Source organism: Paenibacillus luteus, from assembly GCF_006542765.1.
Lineage (GTDB): Bacteria > Bacillota > Bacilli > Paenibacillales > Paenibacillaceae > Pristimantibacillus > Pristimantibacillus luteus.
Genome location: NZ_SKCD01000011.1, coordinates 658700 through 684225, shown reverse-complemented (window position 1 = coordinate 684225; position 25526 = coordinate 658700). Strand labels below are relative to the sequence as shown.

19 protein-coding genes are annotated in these 25526 nt (G+C 44.0%); 15 read left to right on the top strand and 4 right to left on the bottom strand.

Annotation, left to right across the window (positions count from 1 at the left end):
- Nucleotides 1–9: 9 nt before the first annotated feature.
- Genes E0496_RS10990 through E0496_RS10955 form a run of 8 tightly spaced genes read left to right on the top strand, consistent with a single transcriptional unit; the run spans nt 10 to nt 12039 of the window.
- A complete protein-coding gene (locus E0496_RS10990; RefSeq protein ID WP_141501587.1) occupies nt 10–639 on the top strand; it encodes a CIS tube protein in 630 nt (209 codons plus the stop codon).
- A 17-nt stretch (nt 640–656) separates the two neighbouring features.
- On the top strand, nt 657–1757 hold the full coding sequence (locus tag E0496_RS10985) for a phage late control D family protein (protein WP_141501586.1): 1101 nt from the start codon (nt 657–659) through the stop codon (nt 1755–1757).
- Nucleotides 1758–1789: 32 nt separating this feature from the next.
- Nucleotides 1790–2485 carry a phage baseplate assembly protein V gene (locus E0496_RS10980; RefSeq protein ID WP_241674686.1) on the top strand — a complete coding sequence of 232 codons (696 nt, stop codon included), beginning with the start codon at nt 1790–1792 and terminating at the stop codon, nt 2483–2485.
- A gap of 24 nt (nt 2486–2509) precedes the next feature.
- A complete protein-coding gene (locus E0496_RS10975; protein ID WP_141501585.1) occupies nt 2510–2911 on the top strand; it encodes a GPW/gp25 family protein in 402 nt (133 codons plus the stop codon).
- A gap of 18 nt (nt 2912–2929) precedes the next feature.
- Nucleotides 2930–6052: a baseplate J/gp47 family protein gene (locus E0496_RS10970; protein WP_141501584.1), complete on the top strand. Its 3123-nt coding sequence runs from the start codon at nt 2930–2932 to the stop codon at nt 6050–6052.
- A 17-nt stretch (nt 6053–6069) separates the two neighbouring features.
- Nucleotides 6070–8262, top strand: coding sequence for a putative baseplate assembly protein (locus E0496_RS10965; protein ID WP_141501583.1), 2193 nt, complete (start codon nt 6070–6072; stop codon nt 8260–8262).
- A 14-nt stretch (nt 8263–8276) separates the two neighbouring features.
- Complete coding sequence (locus E0496_RS10960) at nt 8277–10346, top strand: phage tail protein (protein ID WP_141501582.1); 2070 nt, start codon at nt 8277–8279, stop codon at nt 10344–10346.
- A 22-nt stretch (nt 10347–10368) separates the two neighbouring features.
- Nucleotides 10369–12039, top strand: a complete 1671-nt coding sequence (locus E0496_RS10955; RefSeq protein ID WP_141501581.1) for a hypothetical protein — start codon at nt 10369–10371, stop codon at nt 12037–12039.
- Between the two features lie 24 nt (nt 12040–12063).
- On the opposite strand, the gene E0496_RS10950 is transcribed toward E0496_RS10955, so the two are convergent.
- Together E0496_RS10950 and E0496_RS10945 are read right to left on the bottom strand one after the other, a co-directional pair.
- Nucleotides 12064–13842, bottom strand: coding sequence for an MORN repeat-containing protein (locus tag E0496_RS10950; RefSeq protein WP_141501580.1), 1779 nt, complete (start codon nt 13840–13842; stop codon nt 12064–12066).
- Between the two features lie 69 nt (nt 13843–13911).
- Nucleotides 13912–14307, bottom strand: a complete 396-nt coding sequence (locus E0496_RS10945) for a DUF4280 domain-containing protein (RefSeq protein ID WP_277755842.1) — start codon at nt 14305–14307, stop codon at nt 13912–13914.
- A gap of 205 nt (nt 14308–14512) precedes the next feature.
- Between E0496_RS10945 and E0496_RS10940 the strand changes: the two genes are divergently transcribed.
- Both E0496_RS10940 and E0496_RS10935 read left to right on the top strand, forming a co-directional pair.
- Nucleotides 14513–17233 (top strand): adenylate/guanylate cyclase domain-containing protein, encoded by a 2721-nt coding sequence (locus E0496_RS10940; RefSeq protein WP_241674713.1) that lies wholly within the window; start codon nt 14513–14515, stop codon nt 17231–17233.
- A gap of 24 nt (nt 17234–17257) precedes the next feature.
- A complete protein-coding gene (locus E0496_RS10935; protein WP_141501578.1) occupies nt 17258–17818 on the top strand; it encodes a GNAT family N-acetyltransferase in 561 nt (186 codons plus the stop codon).
- A 120-nt stretch (nt 17819–17938) separates the two neighbouring features.
- Here the strand turns inward: E0496_RS10935 and E0496_RS10930 are convergent, their stop codons facing one another.
- The gene (locus E0496_RS10930; RefSeq protein ID WP_141501577.1) at nt 17939–18490 is read right to left on the bottom strand and encodes a helix-turn-helix domain-containing protein; all 552 of its coding nucleotides are present in this window, start codon (nt 18488–18490) and stop codon (nt 17939–17941) included.
- 281 nt (nt 18491–18771) lie between these two features.
- On the opposite strand from E0496_RS10930, the gene E0496_RS10925 reads away from it, so the two are divergent.
- Genes E0496_RS10925 through E0496_RS10915 form a run of 3 tightly spaced genes read left to right on the top strand, consistent with a single transcriptional unit; the run spans nt 18772 to nt 21581 of the window.
- On the top strand, nt 18772–19422 hold the full coding sequence (locus E0496_RS10925; RefSeq protein ID WP_338325843.1) for an alpha/beta hydrolase: 651 nt from the start codon (nt 18772–18774) through the stop codon (nt 19420–19422).
- A 6-nt stretch (nt 19423–19428) separates the two neighbouring features.
- On the top strand, nt 19429–20199 hold the full coding sequence (locus E0496_RS10920; protein ID WP_141501575.1) for a DODA-type extradiol aromatic ring-opening family dioxygenase: 771 nt from the start codon (nt 19429–19431) through the stop codon (nt 20197–20199).
- Between the two features lie 23 nt (nt 20200–20222).
- The gene (locus E0496_RS10915) at nt 20223–21581 is read left to right on the top strand and encodes a hypothetical protein (RefSeq protein ID WP_141501574.1); all 1359 of its coding nucleotides are present in this window, start codon (nt 20223–20225) and stop codon (nt 21579–21581) included.
- A gap of 306 nt (nt 21582–21887) precedes the next feature.
- Here the strand turns inward: E0496_RS10915 and E0496_RS10910 are convergent, their stop codons facing one another.
- Nucleotides 21888–22778 carry a LysR family transcriptional regulator gene (locus E0496_RS10910; protein ID WP_141501573.1) on the bottom strand — a complete coding sequence of 297 codons (891 nt, stop codon included), beginning with the start codon at nt 22776–22778 and terminating at the stop codon, nt 21888–21890.
- Nucleotides 22779–23137: 359 nt separating this feature from the next.
- On the opposite strand from E0496_RS10910, the gene E0496_RS10905 reads away from it, so the two are divergent.
- Nucleotides 23138–24307 carry an aminotransferase-like domain-containing protein gene (locus E0496_RS10905; RefSeq protein WP_241674684.1) on the top strand — a complete coding sequence of 390 codons (1170 nt, stop codon included), beginning with the start codon at nt 23138–23140 and terminating at the stop codon, nt 24305–24307.
- Between the two features lie 108 nt (nt 24308–24415).
- Nucleotides 24416–25516: an aliphatic sulfonate ABC transporter substrate-binding protein gene (locus E0496_RS10900; RefSeq protein ID WP_141501571.1), complete on the top strand. Its 1101-nt coding sequence runs from the start codon at nt 24416–24418 to the stop codon at nt 25514–25516.
- Nucleotides 25517–25526: the final 10 nt, after the last annotated feature.

The following is a 25526-nucleotide window of genomic DNA, read 5'->3' as shown; positions in this document are numbered from 1 at the left end:
AGATTAAAGGTGGCACTTAAGAAAGCAATGATCTTGGTCCATTATGGACCTAATACAGAACGTATAGATGTATTGTTTAATCCGAACGAGTATGTCATGGAATCCTCGAATCAATATTCTTGGCAGACGATTCCAGGATTATCTCAGCCAATCGCACAATTTATTAGTGGTGAAGCTACGACGTTGAATATGGATTTGTTTTTTGATTCCTATGAGAAAAGAACGGATGTTAGAAAACATACGATTCAAATAGCTGGCTTACTGGATGTGGATAAGGATTTGCACGCGCCGCCACTATGTAAATTTGTATGGGGAACCTTGCAGTTTAAGGGCGTTGTTGAGAAGGTGTCCCAGAAGTATACCATGTTTCTTGATTCAGGAATTCCGGTACGAGCTACATTGAATGTTACATTCAAAGCAGTTCAGAGCATCACAGAGCAATTTAAGCATATTCCTCGTCAATCTGCCGACCGCACCAAGCAACGAATGATCAAGCAAGGAGATCAATTGTGGCATATTGCTGCGGAGGAATACGAGGATCCGGGAATGTGGAGGGAAATTGCTCGTGCCAACGGCATCGAGAATCCAAAACGGCTTGAATCGGGGACAGTGATTAAGATTCCACGCTTGTATGGATAAGGTGAGTGATATCGACCATGAGCAATTTGAAATTAGGAACTGAAAAGCATACCTTCGATGAGCTTGAAACGAAATATCGGAAGTTTATTGCACCGGGCTTTAAGCTGCTTATCAATGATAAGGATGCAGTACGCGAGGGCATGGCGATCCATTCGTTATCCGTTGATACTACAACCTCACAAGAATCGGATACAATCACCTTTACGATCGTTAATGCTTATAACTTGATTAGCAGAGACTTTCAATGGCTGGATCAGTTATTAGTGCTTGGAACTTCGATTGAGGTTCATATGGGCTATACCGATCGGATGACTCCTATGTTTTTTGGCTACATTACTTCCGTTGATATAGAGTTTCTAAGGGGAGAAGCACCAAAGTTAAAAGTAACAGGAATGGATTTATCTTTCAAAATGATGAGGGGCCGCAATGCGAAAACATGGTCTAACAAAAAAATATCAGACGTTGTAAAAGAGCTCGGACAAAAATATGGAGCAAACAGCTTCGTCATCGATGCAACGACAAAGGTTATACCAAGCTTTCCAAAAAAACCGGGAAATGACTATCAATTTTTGCAAGATTTAGCCCAAAGCTTAAACTATGAATTTTATATTGTAGGCAAAACATTGTATTTTCGAAAGAAGAACGTAAATAAGACTCCGTTGATGACACTGTCATGGGGAAAGCATTTAATGCATTTTAATCTAGAACAGAACATCTCAGATCAGGTGACTAAGGTTACAGTAAAAAGCTGGGATGCAAAAAATCAACAGATTATCGAGGCTTCCTCTACTTCTGTCAGTAAAATTGGTTCAAATTCGAAGACAGGTCCCGATTTGCTTAAACCATTAGGCGATTTCGAGGAATTTCTATATTTAAATGCAGAAGATACTCAAGATGCAAAAGAAAAGGCTGAAGCAGCGATGGACGAACGGGCAATGAGACTGCTTTCTGGCAATGCGGAATGTCTGGGGCTTCCTGAGATTCGTGCTGGAAGATATATCAAGCTAGATGGACTCGGTAAACGTTTAAACCAGCCTTATTATATAAAAAGCGCCACCCATACGATAGACGAATCTGGTTATACAACCCAGTTCAGGGTGCAGGGAAATGCGGTGTAGACATGAATGAAATGTTTGAATCACTTAATTCGATGAATGACCGATTGCTAGGGCTCGTTCATGGTGTATACGTGGGGATTGTTACGGACAATAAAGACCCGGAAAACTTGGGACGCGTAAAGGTGAAAATTCCGATCCTTGACGATAAGAATGCCCTCGACTGGGCACGAATGACAACATTAATGGCTGGTGGCGGGCGTGGTACTTTATTTTTGCCAGAGGTAGGCGATGAAGTGCTGGTTGCTTTTCAAATGGGAGATATTCGTGAACCGATCGTGATTGGCAGCTTGTGGAACAAACAAGGACCACCGCCCTCTGGCAAGGATGAAAAAAATAATATCCGTAAAATTACGTCAAGAGCTGGGCATGAGATGATGTTTGATGATACGGATGGGAACGGCAAGATTACGATGAAGACCAAAAAAGGGCAAAAGCTGGAGATTTCGGAGAAGGACGATACGATTAAGCTGCAGGAGCAAAATGGTCAAACAATCATTACAATAAAGGGCGGCTCCAGCAATGAAATAGAAGTGAAAAGTGGTACGACCAAAATTGTCATCAACAATAAGGGAGACGCCACCATTGAAAGCAGTAAAGCCATTAAGTTGAAATCTACTCAAATTGCAATCGAAGCAGCTGCAACACTCGATCTTAAGGCATCAGCAGCTTTGAATCTTAAATCCGATGGGCTAATTACGATTAAAGGATCCATCGTAAAAATTAATTAATGAAGTAGGTTCGGAGGACTTGCTATGTCTAAGGAATTTTTGGGCCGTGGCTGGAAGTTTCCAATCGAAGTGGATGAGCTTACAGGCCGCATTAAGCATTCGCAATACGAGGAAGATATTGCAGAAGCCATAAAAATCATCATTTGGACGGCTAAGGGTGAACGAATTATGCGCCCAGAGTATGGCTGTGGGATTGATCGGTATTTGTTCGAAGGTAATGATGACACGACATTACGTTTAATCGAATCAGAAGTAGAAGAATCCATACGCATGTGGGAGTCTCGTGTGCATGAGGTAGAGGTTACCGTGGAACGTGATCAAGCGAATGAGCAGAAGCTGCTGATTCATGTACAGTATGAGGTTAGAACAACGAACAACCTATTTAATCAGGTTTATCCCTTCTATTTATATGAAGGATCAAATTAAACCATCGGAGAGAGATCAATGATTAACCATGGCTCTGGGATGGAACCAAGAAACCATTCCCCAATAATTGATGATAGAACCCAAGCACAATTAATTGAAGAGATTAAGAAGATAGCTCCCTACTATACCTCTGAGTGGCGGTTTCGGCCCGAGGAACCAGATCCGGGTACAGCCCTTTCTTTGATGTTCACTCATTTGCTTGAGGGGAATATTAAGCGTTTAAATCAAGTCCCTTACAAAAGCTTTTTAGCTTTCTTGAACCATTTCAATGTTGAGCTTGCGCCTGCAAGACCGGCAATGGCCCAGGTTACGTTTAAATTGGTCGAAGGTACACCGGAGCCAGTCCTAGTGGAAAAAGGAATTCAGCTAGCGGCCGATATAGCGGGAGAGACGGAGCCTATTCGATTCGAGACGGCTCGTACCATATTATTGACAACTGCAAATCTGCTTGAAATATTAGCGATTAGCCCGAAACGAGATCGAATTGTCATCCTCAGTGCGGATGGTTCTTCGCTTTCTGGCAATGGACAGGGCTATGCACTGTTTGGTGATGAGGGAGAAAATTTACAGGAGCACACCTTTTATATCCAGCATAATTTTCTTTTTTTAATTGAGCATCCTGCTTTTTTCGAATTCACTTTTTTTCATGCACAGCATGAAGGGGCAGCTATGGAGACGGTAAAATGGCTCTCAGACATTGAAAAGGTGCAATGGGAGTATTATAGCGACGGATCCTGGCATGCGTTCGATCGTGTGTATGGGCAAGGCTCAGTCATTCGTCTTATTAAGCTTAACCATAAGCGGATGGACCCGTTTGAGTATCACGATTCATTAGGGTATTGGATACGCTGTCGAGCGTTTACGTTAGCTGAGCAGTCGAGTGCTTCGGAGCTTGGCAAGGTACAATTCGAGCGAATGCTAATCAAGAGTGAATTTGCAGCAGCAACAGACGATGATGGGATTATACCTGATCGATTATATTTCAACGATATTCAATTGAATGCGGAGAATGGCTGCGAGCCATTCGGTGATTTCTTCGCTCAATACGGCTTGTTCTATGTATCTAACAAAGAAGCCTTTTCGAAAAGAGGCGCAAAGCTTAAGCTGAGCTTTGATGCCGAGTTTCTACAGCATCGTCTGTATCCGGATATGCCTAGAGCCATTAATTGGAAGCCTGTGATGAAGCGTGAGATCGTGGATAAGGTTGATATCCCTGATGTAGTCACGATAGCAAGCATTCAATGGGAATATTGGAATGGCCGTTCATGGGCGATGCTGCCCATCGATCCAGAAGCAAGAAAAATGTTCGATAAACCATGGGATGGAATCGCTAAACGGGAGCTAACCTTTGTATGTCCAGAGGATATAGAGGAAATTGTCGTCAATGCAGAGGAGAATTACTGGATTCGTGGTCGAATCGTTCAAATTAATAATGCTTATTCTCCGAATGCCATCTACTATGCGCCAGCGATTCATCGACTGCGCATTCGCTTTGGCTATGAGCAACCTTTATTTTCGCCACAGAAGCTATTAACAATAAACAATTTGGATTTGAAGGATCGTACCAACGAAATTAATTCAGGCGGCATGCCTTTTCGACCGTTCCTATCCCTTGGAGGCCAAGCGCCTGCGGTATGGCTCGGATTTGACATTCCTCCTCAGCGTGGACCGATTAATTTATACGTCGTATTGAAGCAGCGTCAGGTGACGGCAAGTGATGTTCCTTTTATCGAGTGGGAGTATTTAAAGAGTGTCGGAGGCACGTCCATCTGGGCACCCTTAGCAGTAGCTGATGATACGAATGGCTTTACTCGAAGCGGTGATATACAGTTTGTTGGTCCACAGGATTTTGCGCATGATATTTACTTTGGCAAGAAAAGATATTGGATTCGTGCGGTTAACCGCGATGGCCGTTATAATCTGGATTCGGAATCGATGATTATGCCAAGGGTACTGCATTTGGCATTAAATACGACGTTAGCTGTTCAACAGCACACGATTGTTCACGAGCTGCCTCGAAAGATGGAATTTTATGATACAGCTCAAGAACAAACCTCAGAATATTATGTACTTGCTTCCACTCCCGTGCTTGAAGAGGAAGTATGGGTCGATGAGACCGAGCATTTAACACTTAATGAGATTGAGCTATTACAAGAAACAGGGATTAAATTGAATATTATGGAAGATTCAGAGCAAGAAATTTTACGTGTATGGGTTTGTTATCGGCGTGTAGAGCAATTTTTGCGCTCAGGATCTTCAGACCGGCATTACATGATAGATCATGCAACAGGCAGATTAAGCTTCGGCAATGGCAAATTAGGCAAAGCGCTGCCGCGTACAGGCGTGGATCTCGTGCGTGTGACCTATACTAGCGGCGGCGGCAAACGGGGCAATGTGCCTGCAGGTGCGATTAATACGCTGCAAAGCTCCATTGCATTTATTGAAGGGGTTACCAATTTATATGCTGCTGCAGGTGGCTGTGATGCAGGAACGATGGAAGAAGCCATTGTCCGTGGTCCGAAACGCTTTACTCATCGCAATCGCGCTGTCATTGCTGAGGATTTCGAATGGCTGACACGTGAAGCACATCCTAATGTGGCTAAGGTTAAATGCTTGCCTAATTTGAATGTAAAACTAGAGAAGGAAATAGGTACACTCTCTATTGTCGTTCTGCCAAAATCGGGGATAGGGAATGGCGCACATTTTCAAGAGCTTAAGCGTCAGGTCGAAGCAAGTCTACTCGAGAAAACGGCCTCTAATATCGCCTTCTTCGGTAATTTGCAGGTTATGGAGCCCGCCTTGCTTGAAATTGGCATACAAGCAACGGTATGGGTTAGAAATATGGATGATGTTGTACCTGTAGAACGAGAGCTGACACGCAAATTGAATCAATTTTTGGATACATTAACGGGAAACGCGGATGGAAAAGGCTGGAATATCGGTCAGATTGTGCACCATTCGATGTTCTACGCTCTTTTGAAATCCGTAGGACCTGTCGTACATATTCCACAATTATCATTGGATGTATATAAGGTTGAAAATGGAGAACGGGTCGAGTGGAATCCGGAAAAAATAGTAGATTTACCTCATAGCGTTGTCGTGCCTGGACAGCATCGCTTGATAGTAGAGTTGCACAAATAGAAGGGAGCTGAAGAGCCATGTTACCCTTACCGAACCTAGACGACCGGAACTTCGAACAGCTTGTTCGTGAAGCGCGTGACCTTATTCCCGGCATATTTCCTGATTGGACCGATGAAAATGCGCATGATCCAGGGATTACTCTACTAGAAATGCTGGCTTGGCATATTGAAATGCAGCAGTTTCAATTGGATCGTTTAACGTTGAATCATGATCGCAAATTTCTAAAGCTGTTGGGCGAAACGCCAAAGGATCGTGTGCCATCTACAACGTCATTAAGTTTTTCGGGAGCATCCGAGCCAATTCTCATCCCATTTGGTACCTTACTGCGCGTGGGTGAGCTTCCTTTCGAAACGGTACGCGCTGTTTCTGTCTTGCCTGACTCGGAGCAGCAGGTTTCATTACATAAGATTGACGGAGATTTCGTTATCGTCGATGACGATATGACCTCGGGCCGCGTCACCATCTTTCCATTCGGTGAGAATGGTGATATCGGGGCGAGTATAGTTATCACTTTATTAAAAGGGTTGCCTCATTCTATGCCCTTATCGCTATGGATTGAATTAGAAGATCAAAATCCCGAGCATCGAATACCTGCCAGATATAAGCATTTTACTCCTTCGGGCAAGGTGGAATGGAGCTATTGGCAAGAGCAAGACGGAGAAGAAAGCCCTTCAGGAAGCTGGATTCCAGTCATGCTAGAACGCGATGAGACCTATGGCATGCATCAGAGTGGCCCTATTCTGTTCACGATTCCGCAAGGGGCGATGCCCGTACGGAAAATTAGAGCGGTACTGAGAGCTGGGGAATACAATGATCCTCCTCGGATTCGGCGACTCGTGTGGAATGAGGTATTCGCGAAACAGGGACAGAGTTTATGTATTTCGGAATGTTTTGATGGACTAGAGGAGGCACCAACGGCCATTCCGGCTGAAGCAGCGGCAGCTCCGCATATTGAGCTTGAACATGCGCTGTTTCAACAAGGAAGGCTCACGGTTCAGTTTAAGCAAGCTGGAATTGCGGGTGGCTGGAGAGATGTGCTGGAGTCTGATTATAAGGCGGAGCTTATTGTTGATCGAGTGCTTGTAACCTTTCAAGCTCATGTTAAGCTGCCTTTAGGCAAGCAAAGCATACGGGTGATTGCTTTGTCACAGGGCTTTGATGAACATATCTATCTGGGTACGGGAACAGGTATTTCTGGACAAGAGTTTCTTCTTCCTATTCAACAGCTTCTACCTGATATGCTTCGTATCCAGGTAGGCTGGCTGGCAGAGGACCAGAGTGCCATGGTCTGGTATGACTGGGAACGAGTCTGGGATTTCGATGAGTCAACCGCAGATTGCCATCATTATGTCATTGACGAGGCAGAGGGAGTTATTCGTTTCTCAGATGGTGTACATGGCGTGGCTCCGCCGGCTTCCCCCGTTCCTAATATTAGGATTATTAGTTACCGCACAGGAACGGGCGTTGCAGGCAATGTTAAAGAGGATATGATTCATGAGTTTGATTTTTTCAATTATCCTCTGCATGTGACGAACCTGTATCCCGCATATGGGGGTGCGGAGGCAGAAACACTGAATGAAGCCATGCATCGAGCGAAGCTGAGCGTCGTCGATCCGAAGTGCGGGATTACAGCTGAGGATATGGAGAAGCGAGCAATGGAAATACCAGGGCTGCGCACTGTTCGGGTCAAAGCGATTCCTGGATATAACACTTCAATCAAAAATTATCCCAAGGAACGCGCGTTTGGTCATCTTTCATTAGTGATTGTGCCTTATAGCCGTAAGCCTTTGCCGCGTCCAAGTATTGGCATGATTCAAACCATACGGACACATCTTGAGCCTTATCGCCTGCTCACGACGACACTTCATGTTATACCGCCGGAATATATAAGAGTAACGGTGAGAGCGATCATTGTCGTCCACCCTCGCTATGAGGGTAGAGAGCATGATGTGAAGCAGATGCTAAGCAAGTGGCTGCAGCCATATGGCGATGATGCAGCCACGGGTTGGGAGTTTGGTAAATCGATTTATAAAAGTGACGTATATGACATCGTCCACCGTGTTCCGGGTGTCCAATATATTCAAGACGTATGGCTCAAGGCAGAAGGCAGAAATGTGAATCATGAAGAAGGCGGGGATATTCGAATTCCGCCAAATGGGCTTGCCATCTCGGGCGATCACGATATTGAATTCATCATTTCGAATGGATAGGAGGTTAATGAGATATGAGTAATCCTAAATTTTTCTCATTTCGCAAGCCTCCCGACTGGAGACGAGGTACTTCGTATCAGCTTGAAGGCATGAAGGATGGTCTAACCATTGTACGTGAAAAAGTATATCGTCATTTGAATCGTTTTGAGCTCACTCACCCGCAAATTTCCGGAGAGCTTATCGATACAGTGGTCGATCCAAATGGAAGATGGTTTATGTTGGATAACGCAGGGATGATATGGCGAAAGGACTTAGCCAGTACGCATGTGGAGGATATTATACAGCTTGAAACTAGTGATGAGCTTCACCCAACATTAATAGCTATTACTGGTAATTCAGTAGTTGTGATTCTTGATGGACCAAGTAGCGTCATTCAGGCAATGTCACTCGATCGGGCGCAAATCAGGTGGTCAACAAAGGATTGGTACGGTGAGATCTTTCATGCGGAAGCAATCATTGCAGATAACGATGATGGATTGCTGGTTATTGGTACGATTGGGCAGGAGCGTGAGGTGCAGCTGCTTAGGTTTGACCCCGCAGGACTTCCGACGGTACGTATACCGCTTCCCTGGTTTGGAGATGGAACGGAGCTAGCTGATGAAGAGGGAGCAGCTCGTCAACATCATCGCTACCAATTGACACTTGGGAGCCAGCAGCAGTGCTGGCTGCTCGATAAAAAGACGCAGCGGATCATGATTTTAAATTTGTTAACGAACGTGGTCACGCCATTCTCGTTACCGCTTGACCCAATAGCAGAGGAATTGGTCTCTCTATGCTACAGTGGATTGGATACGTTCTGGGGCTTGCTTCGTACCCGTGAAGGCTTCTCTCTCATTGCAGTGCTGCAAAGCGGCGAGATTGTGAAAAGAGGCTTCGCAAGCGGCGCAAGCGGCAATGCATTGTTTCCTGGCAAGCAGTGCCTATATATCTGGAATTCGGAACAACGAAGCGTTTACAAGATCGAGCCTATATCTGAAACCGCCATTTGGAAAGCCTTTGGCTCTCGAATGGGGGTATGGCTTAGCGATGGCTTGGATAGCGGTGTATATGAGATGGAATGGCATAAGCTGGTGCTTGAAGCGAATCAGCAAAATGATACTCAAATCAATATCCGCTATTATGCCTCGGATCAACGCGAGGTTTTTATGGATCAGGACCATGTCGATCTCGATGAATATGTTTCGAACGAGGAAATTCCGCCAGAAACGAAGCTCGCATCCTTATCTCCATTATGGTCTAAGCCTCTCAAGGATCCGCAGGATGCGCTTTTGATTCAAACAAAAGGCCGATATCTATGGCTGTTTATCGAATTGATTGGTTCAGCCCCGCATGCCCCGGTAATTCAGAGCTTGGAGATCCATTTTCCAAGAAGCTCGTACTTAGAATACCTCCCGTCGATCTATCAGCGGGATGAACGCTCAAAGGACTTCTTGGCTCGTTATTTGAGTATTTTCCAGACCATGATTGAGGATACCGATCATAAGATTGGACAGGTCACACGTACACTTGAAGCAAATAACGCTTCGGGGTCATCGCTGCGTTGGTTGTTAGGCTGGCTTGGCATTAACGCAGAGGATTATTGGTCTGAGGAGCAATTAAGGCAGCTGTTGAAGGTAGCGCCAACCTTATACAACTTACGCGGAACGAAATTTGCGATGGAGACGTTAATTTCGATCTATACGGGAGAGAAGCCGATTATTCTGGAATATGAGCAGGTTAAGCCGCTCAAGGAAAATCCGGAATTAGGTGAAGTAGCTGATCGACTATATGCGGCGGATCCTCATGTCTTCAATGTGCTCGTAAAGGCTGAGCACGCGGATACAGAAATGAGAAGAGTGACGCTGCAGCAGCTTATTGAAGCTTATAAACCCGTTTTTGCAACGTGTAAGTTGATTATTTTACAACCTTGGGTATACATGGACCTGCACTCCTATCTCGGTATGAATACGGTATTGTCTGAGCCAACCCTGCTTCATTTGGACGGACGGTCATCGATGCCGCATCATACCATTACCATCGATGTAGGGCAAGATAATCGGATCGACCAACATACAAGACTAGGCTTGGATTCTCGTTTGGAGTAGTGAGAATAGGGAGGAAATTAGGATGAATAGATCGAGGTATATACCATTTGAACGCAATCGGTACTTTTATGGGAAGCTATTAACCGTTAGAGATTTTATGTCAGAGCAGACTTATTTCTCTGATAAACGTCGATTAACGAATCGTTTGTTGTTCGGAAGCGGTGTTATTGCCGGTTTGCAAGTCGTTGCTGTTGATGATAAATCCATCTCAATCGAAACCGGAGCGGCGCTGGACCAAATGGGACGCGAGATCATCGTTCCTTCGCCTCTAACCGTTAAGCTCTCTAATGTCGATGGTTTTCTGAATAATGATTATGCCAAAAATGTGTACCTATGTCTGGAGTATAATGAAAAGGGCAAAGAGCCGGTACATACCGTAGCTGGGGCCTCAGGCGGCAGTGAGGATGTAAGCGAGCATAATCGTATTTTGGAAAGCTATCGCTTGTTCGTTCGTGAGCAGCCACCAGCACCTGCGTTGCAGGAATATGATTATTTAATTGAGGATACATCGATCTGGTACGACGATGGTCAAGTACGCGTGCTGCAGAGCGTGCCACGTTATATTGAACCCGGCCAAAGCTTTGAGCTGAAGCTTAGCATAGAGAAGACGCTGCAGACTCCTCATATTTCGTTTGAATATGAACTGGAGATGGTGCAAGCAGAATCGGTAGAGGGAGACGAAAAGCTCATTTTCTCTGAGCCTACGGACGGCGCGGCCACGAGCTATTTGAAATCGATCCGTTTGCGGGCGCTGCCGTTAGCAGTAGGAGAATCTAAACAAAATGCCTCCATTGCAGCTAAAGCAGGAACGGCAAGACTAGTCATCGGCGATAAGTTGATTTATGAACTATCACATATCAAGCAAACGATCGAAGTAAGTGAAGAGCCTGCACAGGAGCGGATTCTAGATACTTTCTATTCTCGCTCCCTGGACCGTGCGATTGAAACTCCCGTTGAACCATGTTTGTATCTTGCGAAGATCAATCTGCTGCAAATGGGTGCAAGTTATGTCATTGATAGTGTAGACTCGCTGCCATTCAACGATTACGTCATTAATCCTACGATGCTCTATAAGCTGATCTCCGCTGCAGAGAAAGATGATATTAGCCACAAGAATGCTACTGCCTATTCAGAAGTGAAAGAATCGGTTCTCGCGCCTGTTTCTCCTTTTCCGGATATTAAGCAGGAGTTTATCTCTTTGCTTGGTCCTGAGGCCCCGTTACCGCCAGAGCAACAGGTATCAGCTGGAATTACGGAAATTTCGATCGTCCCTCAAGAACTGAAGAAGTGGTATCAACGTCGTCAGAAGAACTTCTACTCTGAAGAAATTGAGCATGGATTAGGTATCGGCGCAGCTGTTTTCTTGACCGCGGGTATTTCCGATGAGCAGGAAACCTCCGACATTCCGGTTCCAGAAATGTGGAAACGCAGCAATCTTATTTATTCAGGTGCGCAGGATGTTTTCGCTGGCAGTGAGTTTACTTCGAATTATCCCAATATTTCGATTGGCTTCATACAGGACTCGAAGAAGGGTACATTCCGGATCGGCATACGGGTTCATCAAAAAACAGAGCGTATTCGCATTCGCATTCGCTGGTGGGCAGTGAAGGCGCTCGAGGACAACGGTTCTGGTCAGCTTGCCTTAGAAGAGCTTGAAAATGGAATAAACAGCGCAGCAACCACAACAGCATAGGCAGTAAAAAAACAAGGACGGGAGTTATCCCGTCCTTGTTATTATGGCTGACTGAACTTCGTTATTCTGATTTACCGTAAGGGTATAAACAAAATTATTCCAGGTGTAAATACGATCTAGCTCACTGTTTGTTTTTTTGATGCTTGCTGGTTCAGTTGAGAGTTGATCTTCTAGCTGTTTGAATAGTGTGTCGAGAACTTTGCTGCTATTCACATGAATTTCTATCAGCTCGGCAAACTCAGAGCTGGTGTCTTCCATTCTAGAAACAAACATCAATCCCAACTCCTGATAACGAAGATTTAAAGTGCCGCTTCGTGGAGTGGCTTCTAAGTCAGGCGCTATCTCCTCTACAGTTGCTCCATCTAAGGAAGTATCTCCTGTATTAGTGCCTTCTAAATTCGTATCTTCCAAGACTTCGGCTCCGCTATCTATCGTATCAAAAAGGTCCTCTGGTAAAGTGTCATATATCAACTCTGTTCCTGTAGGTTTGCCAAGTAGCTCTTCGCGTCCTATTGAGGATAATTCCATATAAGCGGTGAGATCGAGCTTGCCCGACTTGAAATAACCAATATAGATGGGTTGAGTACCATCCTTGAACCAGGTGGCAATCCCATTTAACAATCCTCGAACGAAGAATCCCTTGTATTCAAGCAATCCCTCAACATTGTAGCGCTCGCCATTTCCGTGATATTCATTGCTTAGAAAGCCGCCACTGTAGATCATATTGCCGTTTACGTCAAACAGAGTGCCAGTGCCATGATAACGATCTGATAAGAACTCGCCTTTATATTTCACGCTGCCAGATTCAAAGTATTCGGTTCCTGTTCCTGAACGCTTTCCGTTACTGTATTCACCTTCGTATTCGATAAAGTTATTCTTAAATAGTTTCTTGCCCACACCGTTGTAGTTTCCGGCAAGAAACTGTCCTTGATAAACGATAATATTAGCACCCTCATATCGTGTGCCTTCGCCCGCATAAACACCATTTGCAAAGCCGCCTTCGTAGATAAGCTCCTCATTATTGGTAAATAAGCGTCCTTGTCCATGAGAAACGCCAGTTTTGAAGCCGCCTTGATATTGCATTTTGCCATTCGGATAATAAAGAGTGCCTTCTCCTTCGTAAACATTACCAGCTAAAGCACCGGTATATTTCAGAGTGCCATCCGACTGATATTGACTTCCTTGAATAAGTACGCCTTGCAAAAATGTCCCTTGCTCCAGAAGCGTACCATCCTCAGTGTAGAGCTTGCCGGCTCCATCGTATTTGCCATCCACAAAGGCACCTTCATAGAGCAGTAATCCTTCCTTGCTGAACAGTTTGCCGTTGCCTGCGTATTGCCCACCGACAAAGTCACCTTCATACAATAAAACTCCAACCGCTTGATAGAGCTTCCCTTTCCCCTCATATAGACCGCCCACTAAATCCCCTTCATAGAGCAAAACCTTATTTTCATCGAACAGCTTTGCCGCTCCAGAGTAGCTTGGTGCAGTTCCATTTGTAGTAACGGAAATAGCAGGTTTGCGATTAAATAGCTTATTTATGAATTTAGGAGGGCGAATGAATAGAAAGAAGTAACAAATGAGCAGGACTAAGATGATGATCACAATGAGTTTTTTTGAAACGTAATAATTTCCAATTGGAATGTAGCTCGCTTTAGTGATTTCCTTTTGGCCCAAAATATCCTTAAACTTTTTCTTCAACCATTTTGCAAGCAGCTTTGGCCAGTTTTTCGCCCTTTTGAGAGGCATTAATATTTTACGTTGAATTGGAGCAATAAAAGGTTTGACGATTTTCTCGATCAAGAAACACGACTCCTTTGTAGGATCATTGATTCTGGCTGCAGCACCAAATACGGAACTGACAGTGGTTGACTATGGAACCTGGATGGTCATTTGGCCTGGATTCATGACTTGAATCGTTCCGCCCCAATTACATAAGCATTTGGAAGTATTATTCAAGGCTGGCATATTCGCAACCATAACGGTGGGGGAACCGGGAAACCATGGAGCAGACGTTACAGGTATGCAGGGCATAGGAGTCAATACGCCTAATGCTGCTGCTGTTGCAGCTGCAACCATAGGATTAGCTAGTGAATTGCACATACCAAATGGAAGAATATTCATCATAGGCTTATTATCCATAATATTAGCAATGGGCAATGCGGTCATCACTCGATTCATGGGTAACACCATTAATACACTGGGTGCTACCCCGAAGCTGCATTGTAAATTCGCGCCTGCACAAACGATTTGTCCGATTATTATCACCCTTCATACACGAATTGATTTAATTCTACTATTCTTGCTAATATACGGCAATAAATATCTCGTGATCAGACACAAGACGACATTTTTATAGTAAAATATATGAAGATATACAAAATCCATATATTTCTTAATGTGAATGAAAACCCGGGAGTCGAATGGAGAGATTATGTTGAGATCGAAGTTTGTGATGTTGTTTAGCTTGATCATGATTGCAGTGATCTTATTGATCGTCATGAGAGATTCATGGACACTACAGCCTTTTAAGACAGAAGAAGCTTACTCTAATATCTCTCGCATAACGACGGATACAGACGGATCATTATATACAATTACAGATTCCAAGAAGGTTATCCATAAAGTCAATAAAGACGGGAAAATGGTTTATTCTTATATCAGCAGCAAAAATACCCAAGCCGATACGGTACAGTTATTTAACTCTATCGCAGCCGATAGTCAGGGCAATGCATACGCTATAATTACTGTCCTGGATTCTTATGGTTTGAAAGTGTCGGGAGAGCAAATTGTCCAAATATCTGCAGATGGCTCTAAGTCTCGCATTCTTTATAATATTGATTATAAAGAACAGGATCAATTGCTTCGTGTCGGTAAACTACAATCACTATCTATCGAAGACAATGAGCTGTTTTTTTTCCGGAAAGAGGAAGGCTCAGCTTCCTTATTGAAGCTTTTGCTTGATGGGAACTCAATTGCGACTGCAACGCCAGAAACGATGTCAACGGTCGAACTGCCGAAGGACCGCTATTTAAATGAATTAACGGGAAATCAGGAATCACAATTTTATTTCACATCAAAGAGAGGGCTCCTGTTTGCTGTAACAAATGGCGAGATCGCTAAGCTGTACCCGCAATCGCTGGAGGGGCAGTTTAATTTCCCGGTCGGAATTGTGACAGCGGATGATGTTAATCTTTATTTTATTGATTATCATGATGGTGCGATTAAGAGAGTGAATACTTCTGTTGATGGGAATCCAGTTGAAGATGTACTGACACTTCATATGCTTGTTGAGCGCTCACCTGAGATAGAATGGTCTGATTTTACCCATATTTCAATCGACAAAGATCATATTATGGTTTCCACTTCCGATCAGGTGATCCAACTTAACACGAAAGGTGCCATTGTTGATGTACAAGACTCCTATCGTTATAGCTATCTAGTGATTGCACAACGGATCGGTTATTGGCTGCTTCTATTGGTACTTATCGCGGTGGTTGTTTACACTACACGCTTTATCTATGTGGATATCATGAAACGCAAGATGTTTTTATTATTAAAGCAATTAGCCGTTATATTGCCTGTTGTTCTTATTTCAATGGGGGGCTTATCCTATTCGGTATACTCCTCATTCGCCCTAGAAATGAAGGATGATACCTATAAGCAGTTGAAGCTGCTTGCAGGCAATGGCAAATATCTAGTAGATGGCGATTACTTAGAAAAATTAAACTCACCATTAGATTATAAAAGTGAGGATTACATAACGATTAAGCAAAGAGTAAACGAAGTGTTTTCTCGTGCAGGTGCTGATCGTGATGGTTTGTATAATACAATCTACCGCTATATTGACGGTGAACTCTATATTGTTATGGATGATGACGATAGTGTAACTATGTTTCAGCCTTTCGAACTCAATGACGAGAACCGTTTAGTGCTTGAGAAAGGTGAAATCATACTGGGTGAGTGGGAAGATTCTGGCGGAGAATGGATGTATGCGCTAGGGCCGCTCTATAATTCCAACGGAGATATTATCGGGATTTACGAAACAGGCAAAGATATGATTGGAATTAAGAAAAGCACGATGAGCATTTTATCAGACGTTATTCAAATATTTGTATTAATTGGTATCGTTCTATTAATTGTGATTACGATCATGACGGCATACCTGCTGTCCTCCATACGAACGCTTCGTTCTAATGTGAATCTTATTGCCAGCGGAGAATGGGATGTCAAGGTAGAGATTCGAACACGTGATGAGGTTGAGGAGCTAGGTGAACGCTTTAACATGATGGCAAGTTCAATTAAGCAATATATTAATGAAATGACTAAGCTTAGCAATTCTTACTTCCGTTTTGTACCACAGCAATTTCTAAAAGTATTGGGAAAAACAAATATGACACAAATTAAGCTTGGTGAACAGCAAAATCGCAGAATGACGATCATGGTATGTAACATGCGTCAGTTCAATGAATTCTCTGCAAAATTAACTACAGAGCAGAATTTTCAGTTCATAAATTCATTTCTCAAGCAATTTGGGCCGATCATACGTGAACATGCCGGTTTCACTAGTCGATACCTCGGTCCAGGAATGCTTACCATGTTCCCGAATGAGACCAGTGCGGCACTGAGAGCAGCGCTTCAACTTCGCTTAACGTTAGAAACCTATAATGCAGAGCGAATACGTAACCAGGAAGAACCGATCGATATTGGCATAGCCATTCATTCTGGTGATGTTATGTTAGGGATTATTGGTGAAGAACAGCGGATGGAGGGCAGTGTAGTATCCAATCATGTACAGTTAACGCTGGATTTGGAGAAGGCCTCTGCTAAACTGGGTGTGACGGTTCTATTAACAGAGGAAACGATGAAGGCAATTAACCCTGACAGGTTAGGATCATATCGTAAGCTCGGTATTCTTCAAATAGACGAAGAGAATGGCCCTATTGAGTTGTACGATTGGTATGAAGCTGATCCAGAGCATATCCGCAAGCTTAAACATGAGACTAAGCAACAATTCGAAGCTGCCGTAGAAGCCTATCGGTTAGGAAGATTTTATGATGCGAGAGAAGGCTTTGTCGCTGTAGTGAAGAAAAATCGTTATGATCTTGCTGCTAAGCTTTACTTTTTTGAATGTGATCATCATTTTCAAAAAGGTGTCACATCAGAATGGAATCATTCACTTCGCATTTCCTAATTGTCAGTGAAGGAGGGGGAGCATATGCTTCGAGTTGGGAAGGAACATGTAGGACATGCTTATACTGAAATTAAGCCGGTAACGAGCGGTACTGAAGCGGGAAGAGTGTCGGATTTCTTGCTTAGTGAGCATTGTTTCGATGATCAGCGTTTTACGCCAGGGGAGACGGAGCAGCTAAGATGGCTGCCGATTAGGAGTATGCAGGAGCAGCATGTGTTTTGCTGGTATGAAGAAGAAGAAGGACAGATTATTTCTGCCATTATTTTTGTAGAGAATGAGCATCGGAGCGGTGGTTATCGTCTTGAATACTTCGGCGTGCACCGTTCCTATCGCCAACGCAGGCTAGGATGGAAGCTGATGGATGCATTGATTCAGTTCTGTGTAGCTAGAAGCGGCAGATACCTTGAGACGTTTACCTGTGATTTGCCGGAGTATGAAAGTGCAAGGAAAATGTTTGATCGCAACGGCTTTAAGTTCATGTGTCATTTGCCTGATTATTACTATCCAGGTGAAGGCAAGCTGCTCTACATGAAGCTGCTGGATGGCTCTTCGGACAAATCACTGTTGGCACAAGAAACTTATTAAATCTCACACCGAATATATAATTTTTATAAGAGCCTTACCATAAGCTAACAAACTTATCAATTCTTATATTAAAAAAAAGCCCTTCATCGGCCATTTTGGCTTGATTTAGGGCTTTTTTGTTTAGATCAGGTCCTGTCCGTTCTCATTTTCTGTAAAGATGGATATCAGAACGATTGCTGTGTCCTCACCTGTATTTTTTACTAAATGGGGCGTACATGCATTCCAGCTGAATGAATCGCCTTCTTCGAACTCAGCTGTATCTTCACCCTGTACGGCGTATACTTTCCCTTTAATAACGACATGGACCTCTTCACCTTCATGCGAGTGAGGCGCGGCTCCAGTTGAAGCACCAGGAGGAAACTCTACGAGCATCATTCTAACGTTCTTCGTGGAGCTTAGGTGTTCGACCTTTAGATTTTCGGGACCGCTTGTGGTCATTTTCCGTTCATTCTTCCGAACAAAACTCATCCGTTCATCTTTCTTTAAAAGCAAATAGGCTATAGGTACATTCAAGGCTTGAGCTATGTTTTCCAGAGTCGCTATAGAAGGGGATGTTTTATTCGTTTCAACTTGACTCATGAAGCCTTGGGACAGACCGGTAGTTTCGCAAATTTGTGCGATGGTGATATTCTTGCGTTTCCGAATTGTCCTTATTGTGGATCCGATATCCATCTCTAACACCTCTTGAATATTAGTAATATGAATTATAATTACATATTAACAATTTTCATGTTGACAAGTCAATGCGTCCTAAGTTAAATTACTCATATAAAATTTATTTCTTTATAACTAATTTCTTGTTGGAGGAGAGTAGAAGAATGACAAAGAATAGTGTTGTTTTGATTTCATTGTATCTAGTCGTTTCCGATCAGACACCGCTGTCGGTTGACCGTTTTATTATGAACAAACGCACCGCATAATTTGCAAAACAAGGAGGCTTTAATTTGAATCCAATGTATCCATATGACGTTCATATGCCGGCTAACCCCGTGCCAGGCAAGACTTACCCAACCATTTTCACCTTGCACGGCAAAGGCTCGAACGAAAGTAATATGTTTGGTCTTGTTGCTCCTTTAGCCGAAGACTTCATCATCGTTGGCATTCGCGGGAATTTGCCACTTGGCGCTGGTTATCAGTATTATGATTTAAAAAGTCTAGGTCATCCGATTCGAGAGATGTTTGATGAAGCAGTGACCGAGCTCGAAGCATTCATTCATTATGCGACGGATAAGTATCCGATTGATCCAGGCAAAAGGTATTTACTCGGCTTTAGCCAAGGTGCTATTTTATCTATGACGCTTTCGCTAGTAATGGGTGAGGGGCTAAAGGGTATCGTTGCGCTAAACGGGTACATTCCTAACTTTGTGAAGACGGAGTATTCCATTCGAAACGTTAAAGATGTTTCCGCATTTATTTCACATGGGGAATTTGATTCTGTTTTTCCAGTACGGATCGGCCATGAAACGGCCGCATATTTGCATGATAAGATGAATCGGCTGACATTCAAAATATATCCGACCGACCATGGTGTATCGGAAGAAAACCAGCTTGATTTTATTCACTGGCTTAAGAAAGACGCAGAAGTAAATACAAATAAGGAGTGAAGACAGATGATGCCTTCCTATTTTTTCGCACACGGCGCTCCGTCGATCGTGCTTGAGGATAACGAATATACACAATTGCTAAAAAACTTTAAGGAGCATTCGCCTAAGCCAAAAGCGATCGTACTCTTTTCTGCTCATTGGGAAGAGGAGGTCCAGACGGTCAGTGCTGCTGAAGAGTATGAAACCATTTATGATTTTGGCGGGTTTCAAGATGAGCTTTACGAAATGACCTATCCGGCCAAAAGCGATCTCTCAATAGCTGAGCAGATTCAATCCTTGTTTACTATTCATGGTGTTCAAAGTGTTCAGAATGAAAGAAGAGGCTTGGATCACGGTGCATGGGCCGTTCTAAAACTGCTTTATCCGGATGCAGACATTCCGGTCATTGCACTATCTGTAAATCGTTATTTATCGAATGAGCAGCAATATCAAATCGGTAAAGCGTTGGCAGAACTTCGCGAGCAGGATGTCCTTATCATTGGGAGCGGAGGCACCGTCCATAATTTAAGAAGATTGAACTGGCAGTCCGAAGGTATTGAGGCGTGGGCGGAACAGTTCGACAATTGGCTGCAAAATAAGCTAGAATCATGGGATACAGAAGCGTTGTTTCAATATCGTGAACAGGCTCCTCATGCCATGGATGCTGTACCAACGAGTGAACACTTTATTCCGCTTCTTCTCGCCATGGGCACGGGTGATGCCAATCGTAAAGCGAAGCTTCTTCATCGCAGCTATCAATTCGGCAACCTTAGCTTAAGCTGCTGGCAATTTAACTAAGATAGGAAAAGAGGGCGGATTCAATGACATCCGCAGTGAAGACGGCAATGGAGAGATCCCTTATTTTCTCTATTGCCGTAGTTTATATTGCGCTGCAACTGACTCAGTTTGAGACGCTGAGCTTTCTTCTGGGAGGGTTGGTGTTTGCTGCAATCCTCGTGCTGCTGCCGAAACTTAAAGGTATGACGTTATGGCTAACGATTTTCTTCTTAGTAACCGGAGTCGTCCTTCTGTTGCTTCAGAAAGTAAGTGCAAGAATATGGTTCGAGTCGGCTGGGATAAACGTGACTATTGTTACCTTGTTCCTATTCGCACCTTTGTTCGGAATTCCAGTCCGCCTTCCAGAATACGTTAAAGCTTTGAAGCGGTTTTATGAAGTTAACCTGCGAAGCAAGTCCGCTTTATTCGTGGGAACGCAGCTTCTCACCCAAATCATGGGTGTATTTATTAACGTCGGGTCGATTCCAGTTGTTTATCAAATGGTATTCGTGAAGCCGCAGCCAGGTATGACTCAGCTGTTAGCTAATGCAATGAACCGCGGCTTTGCGGGAGCGATTCTTTGGTCTCCGTATTTTGCTGCGATGACGCTTGTGACCTCCGCGCTTGGTCTGTCCTGGTCCTCTGTGTTGCCATACATGCTTGGAATGGCTATTCTAAGCCTTGTCGTAAGCTGGCTGGTCGATTATCGGGAATTGCTTCATGCCGAGCCAGAAGAACCAAAGCAGCCGATAGAAAAAAAGGAACGAGCGCATTTTCCGTTCGGACTTGGGGTATATTTATTAGCTGCTATTATTGTCATCTTAACCATGGAACGTGTGATCGAGCTCCCTATGGTCTTATTAATTTGTTTAGCAGCACTTGCATTCCCTTTGCTCTGGTGCCTTATCAAGGGGGAAATGACCGTATACATAGAAGGAATTAAGAATCATGTAACGGTGACTTTACCTGCTTTGCAGAAAGAAATTACGTTATTTCTAGCTGCTGGCTTTTTCAGCGGGTCAATCGGCGTCACGAAGCTCGGATCTATGGTTCCAAGCTTACTGGAGCAGGTGCCACTGCCGGTAGCATTCACATTTTCGTTTCTAACGGTCGCTTTTATTGTGGGAACTTCTTTAATTGGACTTCATCCCATTGTGCCCGTGACCATACTTGCGGGAAGCATTGACCCCTCGAGTGTTCAGATTAGCCCAATTTATTTCGCTGTGCTGTTGCTCGGAAGCTGGGCTTTATCTAATCCCATTTCTCCGGCCTCGGCTGTAAATAACTTATTGGCTGGTTTACTGAAGAAGTCAGTCTTTGAGGTTGCCCGGCCGAATTACAAATATGCAGGCATTATGGCGGTTGGATTACTCCTTTATTTAATCGTTGTGGTGAGGTTTTAGAGATAAAAAGATTGATTTACGTTACCAGTGGTCGTGTTGGAAAGTAAGGGAATAGTTTTTCAATGATACGCGTGACGGAGAAGATGCACTTCCAGTCATCGGCTAGTGGAAGCCGATGACTGGAAGAAATGCATAAACTGCGTAGCGCGTATTTTGCTTTCATCAAATGCCCAGAGAACAAACGTAGTTTACAAAGTTTGAAAAAGTTTTGGATTCATCTGTATCATGAGCCGGGAAAACAGGCATAAGGGAGATACTATGTTCAATGTAGACCATAAGTTTTGCTGTGGTGTCTTTAAAAATAATTTAGGCGTTTAGCCGGACAAACTGCGGAATAAGCGTGTTCAGCTCTTTAAGAAATGCTTCGGAAGAAGGTGACAGTTTTTTCTTCGCATGCAGCCAGTAGAATTCAACCGGATGCTCTTCCTGAAGTGGAATGGGGACAATATTCCCGGTCATGACATAGGGATCATTTTTCAAGGAAATATCCAGGTAGAAGCCAATGCCAAGACCCTCGCTAATCACCCGTTTGGAAACCTCGGAATGCTTCGAATGAAACATTTCTCGAATCGGACCGTAACTTTGAAGCTCCTCTTTAATATGCTCGGAAGTACCGATAATCGCGTGCTGTCTTATCTCTTCCATTGTCAAACTTTTCTTGGCAGCCAGTGGAGATTTGCCTCCGACACAAGCCATAATTCGGCATTTCAGAAAGTTTTCTGCCACTAGATTTTTAAATGCCATTTCCTCAGGCGTTCCAATCAGCCCCAAGTCCCAATCGCCTGCGAGCAGCCTTTCTTCAATCTCAGCAGGGTGACTCTCCATAATTTGCAGTTCTACAAAAGGATAGCGTTCTGAATAGTTGGTCAGTAGTTTGGGAAGAAAGCTTGTACAAGCACCGAATGTGGCCCCGATAACTAGCCGCTCATTAATGAGTGCACTGTTCAGTCTTGCTGCTTCTGCGAACTGGTCCCATTTCATCAAAATATCTTCTGCCATCTCAATGAGATTATGACCTGCGGAAGTCGGACGAGTTCCTGAACGTGTACGGGTGAAAATAGCGAGACCAATTTCATTCTCTAATGCGGAAATGGAGTTGCTAATGTTGGGTTGTGACAGATGTAGTTTCTCCGCGGCTAAAGTGATGGAACCGCTTTGGGCGACCTCGACTAAATATCGTAATTGTTCAATACGCATAGGCGGGCTCCTTTCTATTCATAATTTGTAGTTATGGAAACATCGTTTTTTTATATTATACATTCTAATTCGCAATGTGTAATATTTCAACTATCAAATACTTAATATCCTATCGGAAATTACGAAATTACGTGCAGGACAGTATCTGTTAACCGAATGATGGGTGGTAGCGGCCGATAACTCCTATCCATTTGCAATAAAAGAATATGATTCTAGAGATTGTATATCTCTTCCAAATGAGCTCAGTTGTCTCCGGATAACGACTATCGTTTAAGTACTAATCGAAAGGTTGTGGACTAGCAATGGGGGACAAGCTTACTCCTTTTGTTTATGCTAACAGGGTTCCGCAGACGGCTCCCATGGGAGCCGCGCAAGCATCGAGCCGAGTTGATGTTATTCCGCTTTCTTATGGCTCTCCCGTTTCGGGGTCATTTCCCTATGAAGCGCTCCAGCTTGCAGCATCAGAAGCTATTTTGACACAAGGAAATGAGGCACTGCAATATTCGGGAGCTGATGGTCCAGCTGTTGTTCGGAAGTGGATAGCCGAGCGCTCAGCACTGCGAGGAATCAGCACTGCACCTGAAAAGGTTCTCGTCACTTATGGATCAGGACAAGCCATTGACTTCGCATGCCGAGCAATATTAGAGCCAGGGGATCATGTCTGGGTTGAATCTCCAACCTTCTTCGGCGCACTGAATATATTCCGCTCTAGTGAAGCTGTGCTCACCGCCTTCCCGATTGACGCTGAAGGCCTGCGCGTCGACCTTGTGGAGGAGGCGCTCTTAGCAGCTGCTCATGCAGGCGAGCCATTGCCGAAGCTGCTTTATTGCATTCCGAATTATCATAATCCAGGTGGGGTCAGTTTATCCGTAGTCCGCCGTAAGCGGCTCGCCGAGCTGGCACAAACTTATAATTTCTTTATTCTTGAGGATGACGCTTATTCGGAGCTAAATTTTGAGGAGGAGTATTTGCCAGCAATCTATACGTTTGCTCCGCAAAGAACGATTTATTTAGGCACCTTCTCGAAGACGATTGCACCTGGAATTAGAGTGGGCTGGGCCATTGCATCTGCCGAGGCGATAGTTAAGTTGGGTTCTTTCTTCCACGGCAGCCGTGCCAGCGTCTTCACCCAGCAGATCGTCGCTAATTTACTGCGAAGCTATTCGCTTGAGGAGCATATCAAGCAGTTGATCGACCGCTACCGTAAGCAGCGTGACAGCATGCTTGCAGCAATAGACAAATATTTTGGAGATTCCGTGGAATATACCATTCCTCAAGGCGGCTTCTTCGTCTGGCTGCGTTTCAAAGAAGAAGTAGACACAGGTGAGCTCGTCAAATTTGCGGCAGAGCGCGGTGTAAGTTTTATAGACGGCAGACAGTTTTATTTGACGCCTCATGAAGGCAAGCACGAAGCTCGTCTATCCTTCAGCTATTGTGAGGCAGAGTCGCTGGAGTTAGGCGTTGCAAGATTAGCTGAAGCGTATATTGCATATTTGGCAGATAGGCGTAATCACTTCATAAGTGAATAAAGTGGCAATCGGAAGCGAAGCGATAATTTTATCAATAAAAAAGCATTTAGAAATATCACAAAAAATATAACAGATGGCATCGAGCACACTGTTCAGGAGGAATTATTAATGAAGAACAAACGATCCACAATATGGAGTGTCTTATTAATCGCGGTTATTGTACTGGTATTGAGTGCATGCGGAAACAAACAAGAAGGAACATCAGGAAATACGGCTTCTACTGACACGCCTGCCGCAGCAACTGAAACTCCGGCTGAAACGGAGCAGCCCGCACAGCCAGATCCAGAAAAATATAAAGGTGTAGTCGTTAATCTGGAGGGAAGCCAAGTTGGCCCAATGATTATTGCAAAAGAAAAAGGGTGGTTCGCTGAGGAAATTGGAAAGTACGGTGCAACTGTAGAATTCCAAACACTGGCAAGCGCATCGCAATATAACGAATCGCTCGCTGCTGGGCGTCTGGACATCGTTCGTACAGGTTATATCGGCACAATTACAGCGCAAGCGGCTGGTATTTCGTTCAAGTCGCTTGCGGAAGGAAGCAGCGGCGCACCTGATGCTATTCTTGTGCCAGAGGCAAGCAGCATTAAATCCATTCTAGATCTGAAAGGTAAGACAATTGCCGTCGCTAAAGGAAGCAGTTCATGGGGCTTACTCCAGCATGCGCTGAAAAAAGAAGGGATTTCGCCAGATGAGGTTAAGCTGGTTAACCTTCAGCCAGGAGATGCACAAGCTGCGTATCAAGGTGGTCAGGTTGATGCATGGGTTATTTTCGAACCGTATCGCAGCCAGCAGACAAGCACAGGTGAATCAAGAATTATCGCTGAAGCTAGCACACTTGGTATTTTCACACCTGGTTATGTCATTGCCCGTACTGAATTCGCAGAGAAATACCCTGAGCTTGTGGAAGCGTTTTTGAAAGCCTACCAGAAAGCGATTGATTGGCAGAAAGCGAATTTGGATGAAGCCGTTGCTCTTAACGCCAAAATCAAAAATGTAAGTGAAGATACGATTCGTGCTTCGATGGCGAACCCTAGCTCCGTGCCGACCAATCTTCCGGTATCAGAGGAAGCGACTAAATTCCAGCAGCAAACAGCTGATTTCATGTTTGAACTTGGTGAAATCAAGCAAAAAATTGATGTATCAACCGTAATTGATAATTCTTATCTTGAAAAAACGTTGGAGGATTTAAAGGCAGAATCGAATAAATAATAATGGATGG

What these genes read in the sequence shown, in the direction of transcription:
- E0496_RS10985 (WP_141501586.1), top strand. Translation starts at nt 657, where the DNA reads ATGAGCAATTTGAAATTAGGAACTGAAAAGCATACCTTCGATGAGCTT.
- E0496_RS10980 (WP_241674686.1), top strand. Translation starts at nt 1,790, where the DNA reads ATGAATGACCGATTGCTAGGGCTCGTTCATGGTGTATACGTGGGGATT.
- E0496_RS10975 (WP_141501585.1), top strand. Translation starts at nt 2,510, where the DNA reads ATGTCTAAGGAATTTTTGGGCCGTGGCTGGAAGTTTCCAATCGAAGTG.
- E0496_RS10970 (WP_141501584.1), top strand. Translation starts at nt 2,930, where the DNA reads ATGATTAACCATGGCTCTGGGATGGAACCAAGAAACCATTCCCCAATA.
- E0496_RS10965 (WP_141501583.1), top strand. Translation starts at nt 6,070, where the DNA reads ATGTTACCCTTACCGAACCTAGACGACCGGAACTTCGAACAGCTTGTT.
- E0496_RS10960 (WP_141501582.1), top strand. Translation starts at nt 8,277, where the DNA reads ATGAGTAATCCTAAATTTTTCTCATTTCGCAAGCCTCCCGACTGGAGA.
- E0496_RS10955 (WP_141501581.1), top strand. Translation starts at nt 10,369, where the DNA reads ATGAATAGATCGAGGTATATACCATTTGAACGCAATCGGTACTTTTAT.
- E0496_RS10940 (WP_241674713.1), top strand. Translation starts at nt 14,513, where the DNA reads ATGATTGCAGTGATCTTATTGATCGTCATGAGAGATTCATGGACACTA.
- E0496_RS10935 (WP_141501578.1), top strand. Translation starts at nt 17,258, where the DNA reads ATGCTTCGAGTTGGGAAGGAACATGTAGGACATGCTTATACTGAAATT.
- E0496_RS10930 (WP_141501577.1), bottom strand. Translation starts at nt 18,490, where the DNA reads ATGGATATCGGATCCACAATAAGGACAATTCGGAAACGCAAGAATATC.
- E0496_RS10925 (WP_338325843.1), top strand. Translation starts at nt 18,772, where the DNA reads ATGTATCCATATGACGTTCATATGCCGGCTAACCCCGTGCCAGGCAAG.
- E0496_RS10920 (WP_141501575.1), top strand. Translation starts at nt 19,429, where the DNA reads ATGATGCCTTCCTATTTTTTCGCACACGGCGCTCCGTCGATCGTGCTT.
- E0496_RS10915 (WP_141501574.1), top strand. Translation starts at nt 20,223, where the DNA reads ATGACATCCGCAGTGAAGACGGCAATGGAGAGATCCCTTATTTTCTCT.
- E0496_RS10910 (WP_141501573.1), bottom strand. Translation starts at nt 22,778, where the DNA reads ATGCGTATTGAACAATTACGATATTTAGTCGAGGTCGCCCAAAGCGGT.
- E0496_RS10905 (WP_241674684.1), top strand. Translation starts at nt 23,138, where the DNA reads ATGGGAGCCGCGCAAGCATCGAGCCGAGTTGATGTTATTCCGCTTTCT.
- E0496_RS10900 (WP_141501571.1), top strand. Translation starts at nt 24,416, where the DNA reads ATGAAGAACAAACGATCCACAATATGGAGTGTCTTATTAATCGCGGTT.